This window comes from Photobacterium sp. Ph5 (assembly GCF_022129445.1).
Taxonomy (GTDB): Bacteria; Pseudomonadota; Gammaproteobacteria; order Enterobacterales; family Vibrionaceae; genus Photobacterium.
Window position 1 is genome coordinate 45,396 of sequence record NZ_JADQAQ010000027.1, and the last position, 16,121, is coordinate 61,516.

The following is a 16,121-nucleotide window of genomic DNA, read 5'->3' on the forward strand; positions in this document are numbered from 1 at the left end:
ATGTGGGCTTTGTTGTATTTGTACTGTACCAATAACTAAGCGTTTGAGTAGTTTTCTCGTTGTCCTAGCCAACGATCAATGATTGCTTTGGCGTTATCGGGGTAGCTGTCATGAATATAGCGAGCCAGCTTCTGCACCTGTGGGATCATATATTGGTCACGGATCAGATCAGCGACTTTAAATTCAGCAATACCGGTTTGTTTAGTACCCAGTAATTCACCCGGACCACGAATTTCTAAATCTCGCTGGGCGATCACGAAACCGTCACTGCTTTCACGTAATACCCCTAAACGCTTTTGTGCGGTTTTAGACAGGGGGGCGTGATAAAGCAATACACAGTGACTCGCAACTTTTCCTCGACCGACACGCCCACGTAGCTGGTGGAGCTGCGCTAAGCCTAATCGTTCCGGGTTTTCAATCACCATTAAACTGGCATTGGGCACATCCACCCCGACTTCAATCACGGTTGTGGCAACTAACACGTTCAGCTCACCTGCTTTAAAGCTTGCCATCACCGCTTGTTTTTCTGCAGCTTTCATTCGTCCGTGTACCAAACCAATTTTTAAATCAGGCAGTAAGCCTGTCAGTTCATCGGCAGTATCTGAGGCGGCTTGGGCTTCTAATACTTCAGATTCATCAATCAAGGTACATACCCAATAGGCTTGGCGTCCTTCATTAACGCAAGCCGATCGAATACGCTCGATAATTTCAGGGCGGCGGGCATCGGGTAAGGCAACGGTTTGGATCGGTGTTCGGCCGGGTGGCAGTTCATCAATGACCGAGGTATCCATATCGGCATAAGCTGTCATGGCAAGAGTACGTGGAATGGGGGTTGCCGTCATGACTAACTGATGTGGGTAGCGACCTTCATTGGCGCCTTTCTCTCGTAGCTCTAAACGCTGATGGACACCAAATCGATGTTGTTCATCGATGATGACTAGCGCTAAATTTTCAAATTTAACGTGGTCTTGGAATAGGGCATGAGTACCGACCACCATCTTTACTTCACCGCTAGCAATACGGGCAAGTTCGGTTTCACGTGCTTTACCTTTCAGCTTACCTGCCATCCAGCCAACCTGAACCCCCATAGGATTAAGCCAGTTGGCAAAGTTGATGGCATGCTGCTCTGCCAATAATTCCGTTGGTGCCATTAAGGCGACTTGAAAGCCATGTTCAATAGCGCGTAGGGCAGCAAGAGCAGCAACTAAGGTTTTACCCGAGCCAACATCACCTTGAACTAAACGCATCATAGGCTGCGGCTTGATAAGATCGGCTTCAATGTCAGCGACAACACGTTGTTGAGCACCTGTTGGAGAGAACGGTAGACTATCGAGCAGTTGCTGCTTTAATGAATCTTTCGCGGCAAGTGGCCAAGCACTATGTTGTTGACCCTTACTACGTAGTGCCAGCATCGATAAATTTTGCGCCAACAATTCTTCTAAAATTAATCGGTGTTGAGCAGGGTGCTTACCTGCTTCTAATTGATCTAATGAGATATCAGGTGTTGGACGATGCATCGCACGTAATGCCTGTGCAAGCGTCATTTGACGGTCGTATAAACCTTCAGGCAGTAGTTCTGTCACCGCTGCCTTATCGAGCAAGTTGAGCGCTTGGTCGGTTAGGTTACGCAGGGTCAGTTGACGTAAGCCATCAGTGGTTGGATACACAGGTGTTAAGGTTTCTTCAACACTAAGCTCGGTAGGCTCTGAGAAAATACGGTAATCCGGATGAATGATCTCAAGCCCGAATTTACTGCCTTTGATTTCGCCGTAAGCCTTAACTTGTTTTCCTTCAGCAAAGCTATTTTTCATTGCCGCATTGAAATTAAAAAAGCGTAGCGTGACAGAGCCAGTGCCGTCTCCAATTTTTACTGCCAGCATTTTACGTTTACCAAAAGTAATGCTGCTATGGTGGACTTCACCTTGAACTGTTAAGTGTTGCCCCGGCATGGCTCGATTGATAGGCCAAATACGAGTGCGATCCTCATAGCGCAATGGTAAGTGAAACAGTAAATCTTGGACATTATGGAGCCCAATCTTTTCTAGTTTCTCTGCCATTTTTGCTCCAACGCCAGAGAGTTCAGCTAGCGAAATGGTATTGAGGAGTTGTCCGCTCATTACTCGTTATTCTCCATCACGGGTTGGCGTCTTTTCATTTTCTTCGCTTGCATAGCTGCCCACCATGCTTCATCAGCGACAATCTGACCTTCATCATCTAATTGTGGGTAAGGTAAGCCCTTTTGTTGTGCGACTTTGGCAAGCACAGGATGCCCGCGTTCAAATAGGATTCGGTTAACGACATCATCTGGCAGTAAGGTTTTTTCACGCTCATACATACTCGCATTTTGACGTTGGCGTTGTGCTTCGTACAAAATCAACGCGCTTGCGACTGACACGTTTAATGACTGCACCATGCCGACCATTGGAATGATGATATCTTGATCTGCCATTGCTAGTGCTTCAGCAGTGATCCCGTTTTTCTCTCCGCCTAAAATAATCGCTGTTGGCTTGGTGTAATCAACATCACGAAAATCAATCGCAGTATCAGATAGGTTGGTAGCCAGTACCTGCATGCCTTGATCTTTTAATGTTTGCACGGCTTCAACCATAGAATCATGGGTATCTAATTCAACCCAGTTACGCGCTCCAGCTGAAGTATGGCTTAAGACTTTCATCCCTTCTTTGGGCCAAACGGCATGGACTTTATGTACACCGACAGCATCAGCAGTGCGGATTATCGCTGAGACATTATTTGGTTTGTGGACTTCTTCCATACATACCGTCAGATCGGGCTGACGCGTTGCCAATACTTGGTGGATACGTTGAAAACGATCTGGGGTCATGGATGTTACCTAATGAAAACAAATGAGATAGGTTAATGATAATAAGGCTTTATTGCCAAATACACAAAACGCCCAATAAAGGGCGTTTTTATGATGAAAAATGTAGCGTATCTTAACGCTTAGTTTTTCTGGCGTGCGACACGTACGACATTTGGCATAATACGAATTCGACGCATAATGTTGGCTAAATGAATACGGCTACGAGTGGTTAACTTAACAGTGATGGTGTATAAACGACCATCTTTTTCTTCCGTCGCTAAGCCTTGAATATTCGAGCCTGTCGCAGCAATAGTATTAGTGAGATCGGCTAATGCACCTTGGTGGTTTTGCATATCAACTTTCAAGCTGGTAACAAATTCCTGATCGAAGTCTTCACTCCATTCTACCGCCATGTACTTATCCGGCTCTTTACGATAACCACGGACATTGGCACATTCCTCACGGTGGATCACTAAGCCTTTACCAGGACTAACGTGTGCGATGATCGGATCGCCATGGATCGGATGACAGCAGTTAGCAAAGGTCAATAAAATACCATCAGCCCCTTGAATCGGTAAGCGACGATCATTTTCTTTTGGCGTGAGTTCATCGACATTGCCTAAGAAACGACGAGCTATTACCACACTCATCACTTCACCTAAGCCAATTTCAGCGAGAAGATCATCCATTGAACTGAGTTTGAGATCAGACAATACTTTGGTGACATTTTCGCTAGCGATATTATCAATATTGGTGCCATCAAGTGCATGGTTTAGCAAGCGACGACCTAAAGTAATCGACTCATCACGACGCATGGTTTTCAGCACTTGGCGGATCTTAGTACGGGCACGGGATGTCACCACGTAGTTTAGCCATGCAGCGTTAGGTCTAGCGCCAGGAGCACTGATGATATCAACCGTTTGACCGTTTTTAAGTGGTTTGCTAAGTGGATAAGGTTGGCGATCAACGCGAGAGCCAACACATGCATTACCGACATCGGTATGCACGGCGTAAGCGAAATCCACCGCAGTTGCGCCAACTGGCAATTCAACAATACGGCCTTTCGGGGTGAAAACGTAAATCTCGTCAGGGAAAAGATCCGATTTTACATTTTCAATGAATTCAAATGAGCTACCTGCACTTTGTTGAAGTTCAAGTAAGCTTTGCATCCAACGCTGGGCTTTAACTTGCGCGGTGGTACCTGAGCTTTCACCATCTTTGTAGGTCCAGTGCGCAGCGACGCCTTTGTCTGCCATTTGGTCCATATCTTCGGTACGAATTTGTACTTCAACGGGAACACCATGAGGGCCAACAAGCGAGGTATGCAGCGATTGATAGCCATTGGCTTTCGGGATCGCAATGTAGTCTTTCATGCGGCTAGGACGCGGCTTGTACAAGTTATGTACTTGTCCTAATACGCGGTAGCAGGTATCTAAATCATTCACCAGTACACGGAAAGCATAGATATCCATGATGGAGTGGAAACGCTGCTCTTTGTTCTTCATCTTGTTATAGATGGAGAACAAGTTTTTCTCGCGACCTAATACGGTTGCGTGAATTCCCGCATCACTGAGGCGACCCTCAATTTCAGCGTGAATTTTATTGATCATCTCTTTACGGTTACCACGTGCCGCAGCCACCACTTGTTTTAATACACGGTAGCGATTTGGGTATAACGCTTCAAAGCCAAGCTCTTCAAGTTCAGATTTGATGTTATGGATACCCAGACGGTGGGCAAGAGGAGAGAATATTTCAAGGGTTTCGCGGGCAATACGACGACGTTTATCGGGGCGAAGAGCGCCAAGTGTTCGCATATTGTGGGTACGGTCAGCCAGCTTAATCAAAATTACGCGAATATCATGAGCCATTGCCATGATCATTTTGCGGAAGTTTTCAGCTTGTGCTTCTTTTCGATCGCGAAACTTTAATTTATCGAGTTTCGATACGCCATCGACCAGTTCAGCAACAGTGTCGCCAAAACGGCTGGCGAGATCTTCCTTGGTGACCTCGGTATCTTCGATAACGTCATGAAGCAATGCCGCCATGAGCGTTTCAATATCGAGACGCATTTCCGCCAAGATGCGAGCAACCGCAACGGGGTGGATAATATAAGGCTCGCCAGTGGAGCGAGTTTGCCCTTCGTGTGCGTCGCGAGCAACGAGGAAAGCCTGCCGAAGAGCCTCTAGCTGAGGCTCTGGCAGGTACTCGATTGCGACTTCTTTCAGGCTATCAAAAAGATACAATTCGCCCGGTTCCCTGATTAACGGTGGTCGCCAGCAATAGCACTAACTGCTGCTAATTCAGCAGCTTCTTGCTCTTGCAGTTCCTGACGCTCACGAGCATCAAGGATATCTTTAGTAATTAGGCCTTCTTCGATTTCACGAAGTGCAATTACTGTGTACTTGTCGTTTTCTTCAGGAACCAATGGATCCTTACCGCCGGTTTGCATTTGACGTGCGCGGCGAGCAGCAATTTGGATCAGATCGAAACGGTTGCCAATTTTATCAACAGCGTCTTGAACGGTTACGCGTGCCATGGAGGACTCCAGTGGTTATTAAATTAGGAATAGAAAATTGTACAAAATAACTTACTGATCTGCTAGTAGTGCAGACAACATGCTCTTATATTTAGCAGCTTGTTTGTCTTGCTTCAATCGTTCAGCACGAATAATTGCTTTAAAGTCGATTAAAGCAACATCAAAATCATCATTTACGATAACATAATCATACTCATCGTAGTGTGAGATCTCTGAACGAGCTTCTTGCATACGACGCTCAATAACAGCTTCGCTATCTTGACCGCGCGTATTTAGACGACGCTCTAATTCCTCTTTTGAAGGAGGAAGGATGAATAAGCTCTTAGCCGCAGGCATTTGTGTGCGAATTTGACGCGCACCTTGCCAGTCGATATCAAGGAATACATCAATTCCTTTATTTAATTGCTCTTCGATCCATGGGCGTGAAGTGCCATAGTAGTTGCCGAATACTTCTGCATGTTCAAGGAATGCACCTTGTTCTACCAAGTCAGTAAATTCTTCTACGCTAACGAAATTGTAATGAACACCGTGTTCTTCACCCGGGCGCATGCCACGAGTTGTGTGGGACACGGATACTTTCATGTCATAGGTCGGGTTTGTTTCAAGAAGGGCATTAATCAGACTTGATTTACCAGCACCGCTTGGGGCCGACACGATGTATAGAGTACCTTTGCTCATTGCCTATTTTCACTCAGTGATAGAAGGGCGCGAAGATTATCATGATCTGCGCATAATTGAAATTAGCTAGTTGCTGGAAAATTCATCTTTTTGTGTGATATAGCTTAAGCCTAGTTGGCTTTAATGCGTTTTTCATAATTGCAGAAGCTAATCAACGACAATCAAGGAAGCCATGGCTTCCTTGATTGAGCGATTATCGGGTTATTCGATATTCTGGATTTGTTCGCGCATTTGTTCAATCAAGACCTTAAGTTCAACTGCAGAAGCTGTGACTTCAGTATTGATTGATTTTGATGCGAGGGTGTTAGATTCACGGTTGAACTCTTGCATCATGAAGTCTAAACGACGGCCACATGCGCCACCTTTAGCAATGATTTTTTGGGTTTCTTTAACGTGAGAATCTAGACGATCAAGCTCTTCTGCGACATCGCTCTTTTGCGCGAGCATGATCAGCTCTTGTTCAATGCGGTTAGCATCAAGATCAACTTTTGCTTCTTCAAGGCGAGACATAATGCGCTCACGCTGCCAGTTGATGATTTCTGGCATCATCGTGCGAACCTTGGTCGCTTCAACCGAAATAGCATCCAGACGTTGGTCGATAAGCTGTTTCATGTTATCGCCTTCGCTTGCACGTGCAGCAATGAAGTCATCCATAGCGAGTTCAAAACCCGTCAGTAGATCTTTGTTAATCGCATCTAAATCTTGCTCTGGCGCTTCCATCACACCCGGCCAATTAAGGACTTGGAATGGACCGATATTACCTTCACCCGCGGTTTCTTTTACCCATTTAGCAGCAGTAATAACTTGCTTTGCTAACGCTTCATTGATAGTTAGCTCTGTGTTTGCGGCAATATTGGCTTCAAAACGTAGATTACATTCCACTTTACCGCGAGCAAGACGTTTACGGAAACGCTCACGTAGTACAGGCTCTAAGCTACGAAATTGCTCAGGCATACGAATGTAGGTTTCAAGATAGCGTTGATTTACTGAGCGGATCTCCCACACAGCAGTACCCCAATCGCCTTTAATTTCGCGACGGGCATAAGCAGTCATACTATGGATCATGGCTTGTGGCCTTTTAGTTGAGAATGGTGCGACGACTAACTTACCGTTACCCACGATAAGTCTTAATTATTCATAACAGGGTGCGTCGTTACCGGGTGCTGAGATTATATGCGATATTGGCCTCAAGGGGCTACTGTTTGTCAGCTAACGTTATCGTTTTCTCGTGCACTGAGATTGAGTTATCGCTATAATCGCCGGTTAATATCATCCAGCCAAAGGGAAATCCCGATGCGTCCAAGCGGAAGAAGTGCGACTCAAGTTCGTCCAATCACTATTACTCGTCAATATACAGCTCACGCTGAAGGTTCAGTACTGGTTGAGTTTGGTAATACCAAGGTTATTTGTACCGCGAGTGTAGAAGAAAATGTTCCGCGCTGGTTAAAAGGCAAAGGCCAAGGTTGGGTGACGGCTGAATACGGCATGTTACCTCGTGCTACGCATACTCGTAATCGTCGTGAAGCTGCGAGTGGCAAGCAAGGTGGACGTACGATGGAAATCCAACGTCTTATTGCACGTAGCTTGCGTGCTGCGGTTGATTTAAAAGTATTGGGCGAGCAGATGATCACCGTTGACTGTGATGTTATTCAGGCTGATGGTGGTACACGTACCGCATCTATTACCGGTGCGATGGTGGCACTGGTTGATGCAATTAATTACATGCTAGAAAAAGGCATGATTAAGAAAAGCCCATTGAAAGGTATGGTAGCTGCGGTATCTGTGGGTATCTATAAAGGCGAACCTATTTGCGATCTGGAATATCTTGAAGATTCTGCTGCTGAAACCGACATGAATGTGGTGATGACAGAAGAAGGCAAGATGATTGAAATCCAAGGTACTGCTGAGGGTGAAGCCTTTAGCCATGAAGAATTACTGGCAATGCTGGCTCTGGCGAAAGACGGTATAACCGATATTATTTCGATGCAGAAGCAAGCGTTAGAAAATTGATATTAAGCGGTTCCTATTGGGAGCCGCTTTTTTTTAGCTAAAACTGAATATCAAGTGGAGTACTTGGTGGTTTTAGTTGTTACCTGATGACTGTTAGGTAACGGGTACATTGTTAAAACACAGAGAAGTAGTTTAAGGAGACACAATGAAAGCATATCAGCGTCAGTTTATTGAATTTGCCCTAGAGAAAGGTGTATTAAAATTTGGTGAGTTCACATTGAAGTCAGGTCGTAAGAGTCCGTACTTCTTTAATGCTGGCTTATTTAATACCGGTCGTGACTTAGCACGTCTTGGTCGTTTTTATGCTGAAGCTTTGGTTGATGCCAAGATTGAATTTGATGTGTTGTTTGGCCCAGCATACAAAGGGATCCCGATTGCAACAACAACGGCGGTTGCGCTTGCAGATCACCATGATGTCGATACGCCATATTGCTTTAACCGTAAAGAAGCAAAAAATCACGGTGAAGGCGGCAACTTAGTCGGTAGTGCACTAGACGGTCGTATCATGTTAGTTGATGACGTGATCACGGCAGGCACGGCGATTCGTGAGTCAATGGAAATCATTAAAGCGAATGGCGCAGATTTAGCTGGCGTATTAGTGGCGATTGATCGCCAAGAAAAAGGTCAAGGCGAATTATCTGCGATTCAAGAAGTTGAACGTGACTTTGGTTGTGCTGTCATTTCAATTGTATCGCTAGGTGATGTAGTGACGTACCTTTCTGAGCAAGATGGCATGGAACAACATCTTGAAGCGGTAAAAGCGTACCGTGCCGAGTATGGTGTATAAGTACCGCTTAAGAAAAAATAGATAATAAAAAAGCGAGGGCAGAGGCTCTCGCTTTTTTGTGTCCGTCAATTAAGCCTTATCCTAATTGCGCACTTAATAGCTCCCAGTACTCATCAAAGTTTGCCGTTGGCTTGTATTTGAAGTTAGAGCGAACATAGCGGTTTAAACTGCCTTCTACTTGACCTAGAAGTTGTGCTGCTAAAACTGACTCATCAACAGGAAAGCCTTTACCCTCACGAATTTTACGCTCTTTTAAGATCTGGCGAAGTTGCGATTCAACACGTTCGAACAGTTGATTAATACGAGATTGAAGACGATCTTGTTCAAACATCAGAGCATGGCCGGTCATGATACGAGTTAAACCAGGGTTACGCTCAGCAAACATGAGGATGAACTGCATCACCATACGTAAGCGGTTCAGTGTATCTTTTTCGTCATCTAAAATGCGGTTAATACGAGTGGTAATTGAATCTTCAATAAATTCAATTAACCCTTCAAACATACGCGCTTTGCTTGGGAAGTGGCGGTAGAGTGCAGCTTCTGAAACTCCAACATTCGCGGCTAGCATTTTGGTCGTGATACGTTGACTGCCTTGGTTAGACTCCAGCATATGCGCTAAGCACTGAAGTATTTCCTCGCGGCGATTGTTCTTTTTGGTGCCTGCCATGAATTATCGTTCCTTTACAAAATGAGACTGTCCATGGACAGTATGAAACCCGCCTATCTTAGCGATGCCTTGGCGTTGTGAAAAGTAGCGCAATCGAAATGTACGTATTTTTATTCGCAAAAAAAAGCGCAAGCTGAAGAGGTTGCGCTTTGCTTTAATATGTTGCCTTTATTTTATCATCAAAATTGATAATACAAGGCTAATTAGATCACGCTTTTTTAACATCAATATCGACTAGCTACGGCCTGAATGACCAAATCCACCTTCACCACGATCTGTGCTATCGAAATCATCAACAATATTAAACTGCGCTTGTACCACAGGTAAGAAAACCAGCTGAGCAATACGATCACCCGGTTCAATAGTAAATGTGGTTTCACCTCGGTTCCACACCGACACCATTAATTGACCTTGGTAATCAGAGTCAATAAGGCCAACAAGGTTTCCTAAAACAATGCCGTGTTTATGACCAAGGCCTGAGCGAGGCAGGATGGTTGCCGCAAGATTTGAATCGCCAATATGGATCGCAAGACCTGTGGGTACAAGATGGGTCTCACCCGGTGCAACGGTTAATACTTCATCTAAACAAGCGCGTAAATCTAAACCTGCAGAACCTTCGGTTGCATACGCTGGTAGTGGGAATTCATTGCCGACGCGTGGGTCAAGAATTTTCAGATCAATACTATTCATATTTCGCTCTATTGTTTCGCTTGTTGGTAAAGATTAATAATTTCATTGATCAATTGCAGACCAAGCTCTGATTTGGCTGCAAGAGGTAGTGCTTTATCACCGTTAGACCAGTAAAGGTGTAGCGCGTTGTTATCACTATTAAAGCCTTGGTCTTGTACCGAGACATCGTTAGCACAAATCATATCAAGGTTTTTCTTTGTCAGCTTACCACGTGCATATTGCTCAACATCTTGTGTTTCCGCAGCAAACCCAACCGTAAATGGGCGGTTTTCTGTTAAGGCCGCTACGCTGGCAACAATATCTGGATTTTTCACTAACTGGATCACCATGTCATCATTGCCGTCTTGTTTTTTCATCTTTTGAGTTGCGAGATGAGCTGGACGGAAATCTGCAACGGCGGCACAAGCAATAAAAATGTGGTGATTAACGGCATGTTCAAGTGCCGCTTGATGCATCTCTTGGGCACTACTGACATTAATACGCGTCACCCCATCGGGCGTGGTTAAATTTACTGGGCCGCTGATTAGGGTGACGTTTGCGCCACGCTTTGCTGCTGCTTGAGCAATGGCATAGCCCATTTTTCCTGAGCTGTAGTTACTTAGATAACGTACTGGATCAATCGCTTCTCGCGTAGGGCCTGCCGTTACCACAATGTTTAGACCACTAAGGTCTTGTGGTTGAAAAAAGTCTTCGCAGCAATGTACCAGTTGCATCGGTTCTAGCATACGACCTGGGCCTACATCGCCACAGGCTTGCTCACCACTTGCTGGTCCCCAAATATGGCAGCCGCGACGTTGTAAGGTGGCAATATTCTCTTGTGTTGCGATATTGCGGTACATTTGTTGATTCATCGCAGGGCTAACAGCGATTGGTGCATCCGTTGCGAGACACAGCGTTGTCAGTAAGTCATTGCCCATCCCCGCACTCATTCGTGCAATCAGATCCGCTGTCGCAGGCGCTAAAAGGACTAAATCTGCCCATTTTGCTAACTCAATATGGCCCATAGAGGCTTCTGCGGAAGGATCTAGCAGGCTATCTGAAATGGGGTGGCCTGACACGGCTTGCATGGTGAGTGGGGTTATAAACTCTTTTGCAGCTGTGGTCATGACAATGCGCACTTGTGCCCCTCGTTCAATAAGTCGTCGGGTGAGCTCTGCACATTTGTAAGCAGCGATACCGCCGCTAATGCCGAGAAGAATTTTTTTTCCTGCCAGTGTTTGCATTAGTCTGCCTGTGTCTTGGGCTATAAAATTGGCAACAAGATACCACCAAAGTAATTTCTGATCATCGATTCGGATCAACTCTGAATTGAATGGGAAGTTGTGTGTCTCGCATTTTGAGTACTGAAGATTTTATTGATTACTTTTTCGCTGTGACTGTTTTCTAAAAAAGCGTCTTGTTAGGTTGTGATAATAGCGTCGACTGTTTTGCTAGTGGCATATCAATGGGAGGGGTTATGTCATTAAAGCAATTACCAGCCGCATCACGACCGCGAGAAAAATTATTATCTCATGGCTCTGATGCATTAACCGATGCTGAATTATTAGCCATTTTTTTACGCACCGGCACTCAAGGAATGAATGCGCTGGAATTGGCGACCCATTTACTGGATGAATTTGGATCTCTTCGAGCACTGCTTGGCGCTGAAAAACAGATATTTTGTCAGGTTAAAGGTTTGGGACCGGCAAAATTTGCACAATTGCAGGCAGTTTTAGCGCTGAATGAACGGTATTTAGAAGAAATTTTAAAAAAAGATGATGTCCTCACAAGCCCGCAAAATACCCGTCGATATTTAGCGCGAAAATTACGTGATAAACAGCGTGAAGCCTTTTATATCCTGTTTTTAGATAACCAGCACCGAGTGATCACAGGAGAGGTTTTATTTGAAGGAACGATCGATTGTGCGAGCGTTTATCCACGTGAAGTTGTAAAAAGATCACTAGAACTTAATGCAGCAGCGCTCATTTTAGCGCATAATCACCCATCAGGCGTCGCTGAACCTAGTCAGGCTGACCGTCGAATAACGCGCAAAATCAGCGATTCGCTGGCTTTGGTCGATATTCGTGTTCTGGATCATTTTGTTGTTGGTGATGGGGAGATTATTTCTTTCACCGAGCGTGGTTGGCTATAAAATAGCCGATTTTTCGATAAAAAAGTGAGAAAGGATCTGCTCGGGACTTGAGCAACTGGTTTTGACTTAGTATAATGCGCGACCTTTGATAGCTGTGGTTATCTGTGAAAATTATTTTTACAGTGAATTTCTACAGTAGATATCGAGCTGAAACGATTTGGAGAAGACAGTAATGTCCCGAGTATGCCAAGTAACTGGTAAGCGTCCTGTAACGGGTAACAACCGTTCACACGCACGTAATGCCACCAAGCGTCGTTTTCTGCCGAACCTGCAAACTCATCGTTTCTGGGTAGAAAGCGAAAAACGCTTCGTTAAACTACGCCTTTCTGCGAAAGGCATGCGTATCATCGATAAGAAAGGCATTGATGTCGTTCTTGGTGAAATGCGTGCTCGCGGCGAGAACGTTTAAGAGGATTTGAAGAATGGCTAAAGGCATTCGTGAGAAGATCCGTCTAGTATCATCTGCTGGTACAGGCCACTTCTACACTACCGACAAGAACAAGCGCAACATGCCAGGCAAATTTGAGATCAAGAAATTTGATCCAGTAGTTCGCCAGCACGTGCTTTACAAAGAAGCTAAAATCAAGTAATTGGTTTTATCAATCTTTGATAAAAACCCAGCCTAGCTGGGTTTTTTTATATCTATTACTTTTCAATTTAACCTCACTGATTTCTTTTTTGTTACTTATTTATCAGCCAATGGTGCAATGAGCTCACCAGTGTTATCTTTATTCTCATTAAGATAAGACAGGAATGGATGAATGCGCTTAACTCGACGCGGCTGGAATAACATCATCATTATTGGTGTGCTGTGTTTTATCGCGATAATTAAATTGCCAGATTTACTTCGCGAACGATTTGCACCTAAAGAAGCGGTGACACAAACTGTTACCGAGCAAGTAAATAATATTCCCAATACTGTTTTTGTCCTCTCGCCAGATCTTTTGATTCAGCAGGTTGTTTTTCCACATTTTACGCTTAAGCAAAGTAACGGACAGTGGCAAAGCTCGCCTAACTTATCGATTTCAGCCAGTGAGTTAGTACAACGTTGGCAACATCTACAAGGCACAGTGGTGGATGAAGCAACAATATCAAAGTTGAGCTTACAGCTACCACCTCCACAAACGATAGAAGTTTGGGGGGAGCAACAAGTAGAACCTATTCGATTAACGGTTTATGCCTTGCCTAAATTTTGGTTGTTCAATAATGGTCAACAATGGGTTGCTGTGTCTGTTGCTGCGGATTATCTGTTTCCGACGTCTTTATCAAATAACTAATAAAAACGAGATTGAGTCATGCCTGAATTACCAGAAGTAGAAGTGAGCCGGATGGGGATATCTCCTCATGTCATCGATCAAACGGTGAAACAAATCATTATCCGTAACCCTCGACTGCGGTGGCCTATTCCTGAAGCGATTAAAGCGATAGAAGGGCAAGTGATTCGTGGGGTGACACGTCGCGCTAAATACTTGCTGTTAGAAACCGATGTTGGCTATGCGATTGTGCATTTAGGGATGTCTGGCAGTTTACGCGTTTTACCCGTAGGTACTCCTGTCGAAAAACACGATCACGTTGATTTGGTGCTCACAAGTGGTGAAGTGCTGCGTTATAACGATCCTAGACGCTTTGGCGCGTGGTTATGGGAAGAGAAAGGGGTAACACACCCTGTGCTTGATAAAATGGGCCCAGAGCCTCTGAGCGACGATTTTAACGTAGAATATCTACATGAAAAAGCACAGGGAAAACGGACAGCGATAAAACAATTTATTATGGATAATCATGTGGTTGTTGGCGTGGGTAATATTTATGCTAATGAATCTTTGTTCGCGGCAGGTATTCACCCTAAACGTGCAGCGGGTAAAATCTCACTCGCACGGATGACGAAGCTGGTGGCACAGATCAAATCTGTTCTAGCATTCGCCATTAAACAGGGCGGTACAACATTAAAAGATTTTAAAAATGCAGACGGTAAACCAGGCTATTTTGCGCAAGAGTTGCAGGTATATGGCAAGGCAGGTAAACCTTGTCCTAAATGCGGTAAGGCTTTAAGTGAAGCTAAAATCGGTCAACGCGCAACAGTGTTCTGCAGTGCTTGCCAGAAGTAGGTTCGATAATAATTAACCTAGGTATCATAATTATTGAGTCAGTTGGCTTGGGATTAACCTTTGTTGATTGATCTAAAATGGTATTATGCCCACAGTATTTAGGTTGAGTAGCGCATAATGAAGCGTTATTGAGGATAGAAAAATGAAATATCTCATCACTGGTGTTGCTGGTTTTATTGGTAGCGCAATCACCGAACGTTTATGTGCTCAAGGCCATCAAGTCATTGGTATCGATAATCTTAATGATTACTACGATGTATCACTCAAACAAGCGCGTTTAGCTCGTATTGCTCATCCAAGTTTTACTTTTATTGAATTAGATTTAGCGGATCGTGACGGTATTGCTAACTTATTTGCCGAGCAGCAATTTAACCGTGTTATCCATCTAGCGGCACAAGCGGGTGTGCGTTACTCGATTGATAACCCATTAGCCTATGCTGATAGTAACTTAGTTGGACATCTCACGATTTTAGAAGGTTGTCGCCACAATAAGGTGGAACATCTGGTTTATGCGTCTTCAAGCTCAGTGTATGGCTTAAATCATAAGACACCATTTAATACAGCAGATAGCGTTGATCATCCTATTTCACTTTATGCCGCAACAAAAAAATCTAATGAGCTGATGGCACATACCTATTCGCACCTTTATGGTGTTCCGACGACCGGCCTACGTTTCTTTACGGTTTATGGGCCATGGGGCCGTCCAGATATGGCATTGTTTAAATTCACCAATGCGATCATGGAAGGTAAAGAGATCGATGTGTATAACCATGGCGATATGCGTCGTGATTTCACTTATATCGATGATATCGTTGAAGGTGTGATGCGTATTCAAGATGTGATCCCACAGCCAAATGCTGATTGGACAGTAGAAACTGGCTCACCAGCAACCAGTTCAGCCCCATACCGAGTGTATAACATCGGTCACGGGAGTCCTGTAAAGCTGATGGATTACATTGAAGCACTAGAAGAAGCGTTAGGTATTGAGGCGAAGAAAAACTTCATGGACATGCAACCGGGCGATGTTTACATGACGTACGCAGATACAGAAGATTTATTTAAAGCGACAGGTTATAAGCCTGAAGTGAAAGTTAAAGAAGGTGTAAAAGCCTTTGTTGATTGGTATCGCGAGTTTTATCAAAAGTAATTTTAAAAGGCCTAAAATTAGGCCTTTTTAATGTCTATTTTACAAACTTTTCTAATAATGCTTCAGTAATTAGTGGATCAACAAACTGACTTACATCACCTTTGTGTAATGCGACTTCTTTAACAATTGTCGATGAGATGAACGAGTTTTCTTCCGCTGGAGTTAAGAAAACTGTTTCTAGCTCTGGCATCAAGCGACGGTTCATATTGGCGAGCTGAAATTCGTACTCGAAATCGGATACCGCGCGCAGACCTCTAACAAGAATATTGGCATTGTGCTCTTTAGCGAAATTAACCAATAGCCCTGAAAAACCAACAATCTCTACATTATCCAAGTGTTTGGTAATTTTTCCTGCTAGCTCTACGCGTTCATTAAGATCAAACAGCGGTTTTTTACTTGGGTTAAAAGCCACGCCAACAATCACATGATCAAACATTGCCGCCGCACGCTCAATTAAGTCTAAATGACCGTTAGTGATAGGATCGAAAGTGCCAGGATAAATTACGCGTGTGGTCATGTGATTTTCCAAATAATGTCTAAATAAATTTA

18 protein-coding genes are annotated in these 16,121 nt (G+C 44.3%); 8 read left to right on the top strand and 10 right to left on the bottom strand.

What is annotated here, in order from left to right:
• Positions 1-35: 35 nt before the first annotated feature.
• From recG to I3259_RS11980, 6 genes are all read right to left on the bottom strand, one after another.
• Positions 36-2,117 carry an ATP-dependent DNA helicase RecG gene (gene recG / locus I3259_RS11955; protein ID WP_238029838.1) on the bottom strand — a complete coding sequence of 694 codons (2,082 nt, stop codon included), beginning with the start codon at positions 2,115-2,117 and terminating at the stop codon, positions 36-38.
• Positions 2,117-2,842, bottom strand: a complete 726-nt coding sequence (gene trmH / locus I3259_RS11960) for a tRNA (guanosine(18)-2'-O)-methyltransferase TrmH (protein ID WP_238029839.1) — start codon at positions 2,840-2,842, stop codon at positions 2,117-2,119. Before trmH ends, recG begins: the two co-directional genes overlap by 1 nt.
• Positions 2,843-2,961: 119 nt before the next feature.
• Positions 2,962-5,064 (bottom strand): bifunctional GTP diphosphokinase/guanosine-3',5'-bis pyrophosphate 3'-pyrophosphohydrolase, encoded by a 2,103-nt coding sequence (spoT, locus tag I3259_RS11965; protein WP_238029840.1) that lies wholly within the window; start codon positions 5,062-5,064, stop codon positions 2,962-2,964.
• A 17-nt stretch (positions 5,065-5,081) separates the two neighbouring features.
• On the bottom strand, positions 5,082-5,357 hold the full coding sequence (gene rpoZ, locus I3259_RS11970) for a DNA-directed RNA polymerase subunit omega (RefSeq protein WP_005371960.1): 276 nt from the start codon (positions 5,355-5,357) through the stop codon (positions 5,082-5,084).
• 51 nt (positions 5,358-5,408) lie between these two features.
• Positions 5,409-6,035 carry a guanylate kinase gene (gene gmk / locus I3259_RS11975; RefSeq protein ID WP_005371959.1) on the bottom strand — a complete coding sequence of 209 codons (627 nt, stop codon included), beginning with the start codon at positions 6,033-6,035 and terminating at the stop codon, positions 5,409-5,411.
• 201 nt (positions 6,036-6,236) lie between these two features.
• The gene (locus I3259_RS11980; protein ID WP_005371958.1) at positions 6,237-7,100 is read right to left on the bottom strand and encodes a YicC/YloC family endoribonuclease; all 864 of its coding nucleotides are present in this window, start codon (positions 7,098-7,100) and stop codon (positions 6,237-6,239) included.
• A gap of 228 nt (positions 7,101-7,328) precedes the next feature.
• On the opposite strand from I3259_RS11980, the gene rph reads away from it, so the two are divergent.
• The gene (rph, locus tag I3259_RS11985) at positions 7,329-8,045 is read left to right on the top strand and encodes a ribonuclease PH (RefSeq protein WP_238029841.1); all 717 of its coding nucleotides are present in this window, start codon (positions 7,329-7,331) and stop codon (positions 8,043-8,045) included.
• Positions 8,046-8,190: 145 nt separating this feature from the next.
• Positions 8,191-8,832: an orotate phosphoribosyltransferase gene (gene pyrE, locus I3259_RS11990; RefSeq protein WP_238029842.1), complete on the top strand. Its 642-nt coding sequence runs from the start codon at positions 8,191-8,193 to the stop codon at positions 8,830-8,832.
• 76 nt (positions 8,833-8,908) lie between these two features.
• Here pyrE and slmA read toward each other — a convergent pair whose 3' ends face one another.
• The 3 genes from slmA to coaBC form a co-directional block, all read right to left on the bottom strand.
• Positions 8,909-9,499, bottom strand: coding sequence for a nucleoid occlusion factor SlmA (gene slmA, locus I3259_RS11995; RefSeq protein WP_005371955.1), 591 nt, complete (start codon positions 9,497-9,499; stop codon positions 8,909-8,911).
• Between the two features lie 234 nt (positions 9,500-9,733).
• Complete coding sequence (gene dut, locus I3259_RS12000) at positions 9,734-10,189, bottom strand: dUTP diphosphatase (protein ID WP_238029843.1); 456 nt, start codon at positions 10,187-10,189, stop codon at positions 9,734-9,736.
• 8 nt (positions 10,190-10,197) lie between these two features.
• Positions 10,198-11,412, bottom strand: coding sequence for a bifunctional phosphopantothenoylcysteine decarboxylase/phosphopantothenate--cysteine ligase CoaBC (gene coaBC / locus I3259_RS12005; RefSeq protein ID WP_238029844.1), 1,215 nt, complete (start codon positions 11,410-11,412; stop codon positions 10,198-10,200).
• A 233-nt stretch (positions 11,413-11,645) separates the two neighbouring features.
• Here coaBC and radC point away from each other — a divergent pair, with 233 nt between their 5' ends.
• The 6 genes from radC to I3259_RS12035 all read left to right on the top strand — a co-directional run bounded on the left by radC (position 11,646) and on the right by I3259_RS12035 (position 15,572).
• Positions 11,646-12,320 carry a DNA repair protein RadC gene (gene radC / locus I3259_RS12010; RefSeq protein WP_238029845.1) on the top strand — a complete coding sequence of 225 codons (675 nt, stop codon included), beginning with the start codon at positions 11,646-11,648 and terminating at the stop codon, positions 12,318-12,320.
• 172 nt (positions 12,321-12,492) lie between these two features.
• On the top strand, positions 12,493-12,729 hold the full coding sequence (gene rpmB / locus I3259_RS12015; protein WP_005371944.1) for a 50S ribosomal protein L28: 237 nt from the start codon (positions 12,493-12,495) through the stop codon (positions 12,727-12,729).
• A gap of 13 nt (positions 12,730-12,742) precedes the next feature.
• On the top strand, positions 12,743-12,910 hold the full coding sequence (gene rpmG, locus I3259_RS12020; RefSeq protein WP_005371942.1) for a 50S ribosomal protein L33: 168 nt from the start codon (positions 12,743-12,745) through the stop codon (positions 12,908-12,910).
• 171 nt (positions 12,911-13,081) lie between these two features.
• Positions 13,082-13,597, top strand: coding sequence for a hypothetical protein (locus I3259_RS12025; protein ID WP_238029846.1), 516 nt, complete (start codon positions 13,082-13,084; stop codon positions 13,595-13,597).
• 18 nt (positions 13,598-13,615) lie between these two features.
• On the top strand, positions 13,616-14,425 hold the full coding sequence (gene mutM, locus I3259_RS12030) for a bifunctional DNA-formamidopyrimidine glycosylase/DNA-(apurinic or apyrimidinic site) lyase (RefSeq protein ID WP_238029847.1): 810 nt from the start codon (positions 13,616-13,618) through the stop codon (positions 14,423-14,425).
• 142 nt (positions 14,426-14,567) lie between these two features.
• Positions 14,568-15,572 carry an NAD-dependent epimerase gene (locus I3259_RS12035; protein ID WP_238029848.1) on the top strand — a complete coding sequence of 335 codons (1,005 nt, stop codon included), beginning with the start codon at positions 14,568-14,570 and terminating at the stop codon, positions 15,570-15,572.
• Between the two features lie 34 nt (positions 15,573-15,606).
• Here the strand turns inward: I3259_RS12035 and coaD are convergent, their stop codons facing one another.
• Positions 15,607-16,089 (bottom strand): pantetheine-phosphate adenylyltransferase, encoded by a 483-nt coding sequence (gene coaD / locus I3259_RS12040; RefSeq protein ID WP_238029849.1) that lies wholly within the window; start codon positions 16,087-16,089, stop codon positions 15,607-15,609.
• Positions 16,090-16,121 lie beyond the last annotated feature (32 nt).

Coding starts and splice junctions, on each gene's coding strand:
- I3259_RS12035 (WP_238029848.1), top strand. CDS start 14,568: ATGAAATATCTCATCACTGGTGTTGCTGGTTTTATTGGTAGCGCAATC.
- pyrE (WP_238029842.1), top strand. CDS start 8,191: ATGAAAGCATATCAGCGTCAGTTTATTGAATTTGCCCTAGAGAAAGGT.
- I3259_RS11980 (WP_005371958.1), bottom strand. CDS start 7,100: ATGATCCATAGTATGACTGCTTATGCCCGTCGCGAAATTAAAGGCGAT.
- rpmB (WP_005371944.1), top strand. CDS start 12,493: ATGTCCCGAGTATGCCAAGTAACTGGTAAGCGTCCTGTAACGGGTAAC.
- I3259_RS12025 (WP_238029846.1), top strand. CDS start 13,082: ATGCGCTTAACTCGACGCGGCTGGAATAACATCATCATTATTGGTGTG.
- radC (WP_238029845.1), top strand. CDS start 11,646: ATGTCATTAAAGCAATTACCAGCCGCATCACGACCGCGAGAAAAATTA.
- dut (WP_238029843.1), bottom strand. CDS start 10,189: ATGAATAGTATTGATCTGAAAATTCTTGACCCACGCGTCGGCAATGAA.
- coaD (WP_238029849.1), bottom strand. CDS start 16,089: ATGACCACACGCGTAATTTATCCTGGCACTTTCGATCCTATCACTAAC.
- gmk (WP_005371959.1), bottom strand. CDS start 6,035: ATGAGCAAAGGTACTCTATACATCGTGTCGGCCCCAAGCGGTGCTGGT.
- mutM (WP_238029847.1), top strand. CDS start 13,616: ATGCCTGAATTACCAGAAGTAGAAGTGAGCCGGATGGGGATATCTCCT.
- slmA (WP_005371955.1), bottom strand. CDS start 9,499: ATGGCAGGCACCAAAAAGAACAATCGCCGCGAGGAAATACTTCAGTGC.
- coaBC (WP_238029844.1), bottom strand. CDS start 11,412: ATGCAAACACTGGCAGGAAAAAAAATTCTTCTCGGCATTAGCGGCGGT.
- recG (WP_238029838.1), bottom strand. CDS start 2,117: ATGAGCGGACAACTCCTCAATACCATTTCGCTAGCTGAACTCTCTGGC.
- rph (WP_238029841.1), top strand. CDS start 7,329: ATGCGTCCAAGCGGAAGAAGTGCGACTCAAGTTCGTCCAATCACTATT.
- rpoZ (WP_005371960.1), bottom strand. CDS start 5,357: ATGGCACGCGTAACCGTTCAAGACGCTGTTGATAAAATTGGCAACCGT.
- rpmG (WP_005371942.1), top strand. CDS start 12,743: ATGGCTAAAGGCATTCGTGAGAAGATCCGTCTAGTATCATCTGCTGGT.
- trmH (WP_238029839.1), bottom strand. CDS start 2,842: ATGACCCCAGATCGTTTTCAACGTATCCACCAAGTATTGGCAACGCGT.